General features: G+C 34.3%; 1 protein-coding gene and 1 pseudogene. Both read left to right on the top strand.

Going from position 1 to position 2,284, the window contains the following annotated elements:
• Positions 1–241 precede the first annotated feature (241 nt).
• Entirely contained in the window at positions 242–616 is a 375-nt protein-coding gene (locus tag MWU84_RS23755) for a helix-turn-helix domain-containing protein (RefSeq protein ID WP_246906488.1), read from the top strand.
• An 81-nt stretch (positions 617–697) separates the two neighbouring features.
• Positions 698–1,435: pseudogene (locus tag MWU84_RS23750) on the top strand (IS3 family transposase); the annotation flags it as partial.
• Positions 1,436–2,284: the final 849 nt, after the last annotated feature.

Raw genomic sequence — 2,284 nt, 5'->3', positions numbered from 1 at the left:
CCCATAATTTGCATCATTTCTTCAGACATTTCAGGCATAGGCATATAGTTGAAGAATTTGTTTAATCCTGAATTAATCATCATTAATCCGAATAGGATACATAAAACTGTAAGAATCTTGTTTTTCATTTTTCGATGGCTTTTTTTAGTAATACAGCAAAATTAATTATTTTTGATTACTATTAGTAATCAGTTACCTATTTGTAACCAGTTACCTTTAGGTAACCATTGAATTAAATGAGATGAAAAAAAAAGAACACAAAGAGTGTATGTCCGCTTTGTTACCGGTAAGGGACACTTTAGATGTAATAGGTGGGAAATGGAAACTTTTGATCCTAATTTCAATTTGGGAAGGCAACAAGCACTTTAGAGAGATAGAACGGAGTATTCCAAAGTTAAGTACCAAAGTTTTGTCAAAGGAATTGAAAGATATGGAAGAAAACCAGTTGATTATTAGAACTGTTTTAAATGGTTTTCCTGTCAGAACAAAATATACACCTACAGAACATTCTAAAACGTTAAAAAAAGTTATTTTGGAATTGCAGAATTGGGGCATTAATCACAGAAAGAAAATCTTTGGCGATAAATCCGAAAAAGATAATTCAATTAGTATATAGTGTGATATCGTACTGTTTGGGATAAAGGGGTTGGATTGCTCGTATTTTAATAAATCTTCCGAAATCGTTTATAGCCCACCACTCATCCATGATGTTTTCAAAGATAGTTTTGGGAGCTATGGGGCACTAAGGATTAAAGAGGAGCTCTCAAAAAAGGGATATCTAGTTTCCAGACCTAGAGTCGCCAGGATAATGAGGGCCAATAATCTGTTTGCCAGAAGAAAGCGCAGGTTCAAGATTACAACGGACAGCGAACACAACTATCCAGTGGCCCGCAATATTTTGAACCAGAACTTTACGGTCTTTAGAAAGAACCAGGCCTAGGTGTCCGATATTACCTATATAGAAACTAAACAGGGATGGGTGTATCTGACTGTAATCATCGATCTGTCCCATAGAAAGGTCGTGGGGTGGTCGATGGGCGAAACCTTAAGTACGGACGATACAATAATCCCTGCTCGGAATATGGCCGCCAGATCAATTGACATTACTAAAGAACTGATATTTCATTCCGATAGGAGATCTCAATATGCCAGTCATGGATTTACCGATATGCTGAAAAATCACAACGGCCTTATAAAACAAAGTATGAGCAGAAAAGGTAATTGTTGGGACAATGCAGTGGCTGAATCATTTTTTAAGAGCTTAAAGGTAGAATGGGTCTATAAACATAGTTATGGCCTTAGATCGGAAGCCGAGCTATCTGTTTTTCAATGTATATAAACTTGGTACAACAGAAGAAGGATGCACTCCACTTTGGGGTATAAAACCATAGAGGAATTTGAATTGGAAATATATAATCAAAAAACAGCAGCATGACTCTTATCTAAATATCCACTTTTTTGTTGCAAGTCCACTATGCTAAATGATACGGCCCCGGCTTTGACAAAAGACTCCGTCAAAATCTTCAAATTATCAATTTCTTTTTGGAAAGTGAAAAATAGAAAAAACATGGGATTAAAACAATGATTATAAAAACCGGTCCCACCTCCTTATAATCCGATAATGCATTATTTGTATTAGTTAATAAGCTCCCCAAGATAATCCCTAAAATATTAACTAATAGACTAATTGCCGTGGCATATTTGAATGCTGTAATAATTTTCTTCATATTAAAAAATTGTGGATTAAATAATACTGCAATAATGAAAAAAAAGGTCATGTTTTAAAATTAAAAATTGTGAACTGTAGTTTTGAAGTCAGTGGATTGATTTTTACCCAATACAGAGACTTACTTTTTTGGTTAGTCCATTAAAAACGAATTGTTCCTTTTGGATTGCACTTGTAAGTTCATCATCGTTTCGAGGTGGAGTGCTTTAAATCTCATTTTTTAGCTCAAATTGGCCTTATCCCTAAAATAGGACAAAATGTTCCGTTTAAAAAGTAAAGATTTGCAAGACCCAGTTCAAGTTTCGCAATACATTGGATTGATTTTTTAAATTGGTCGTAATTTTAGGCATTCCCTTGAATAAATTAAGCCTTAATTTCTAGTTTTAGCATAGTTCTCTAAAAAGAACCAATTTTGGCACTACACCAACTTTATTTATTCGCTTTCTTTATGGGCCGATTTATAGGACTATTCCCGCCAATTCAAAAAATAGTGATTTAGTATTGCATGTATAGCTACTACATGGTCACGAACTATATTCGCAAATCTAATTGATTTGA

Source organism: Arenibacter sp. F20364, assembly GCF_023015905.1.
GTDB lineage: Bacteria > Bacteroidota > Bacteroidia > Flavobacteriales > Flavobacteriaceae > Arenibacter.
Note: the sequence above shows the minus strand (reverse complement) of the source record. Positions and strands in the feature narration are given on the sequence as shown.

What these genes read in the sequence shown, in the direction of transcription:
- MWU84_RS23755 (WP_246906488.1), top strand. Translation starts at nt 242, where the DNA reads ATGAAAAAAAAAGAACACAAAGAGTGTATGTCCGCTTTGTTACCGGTA.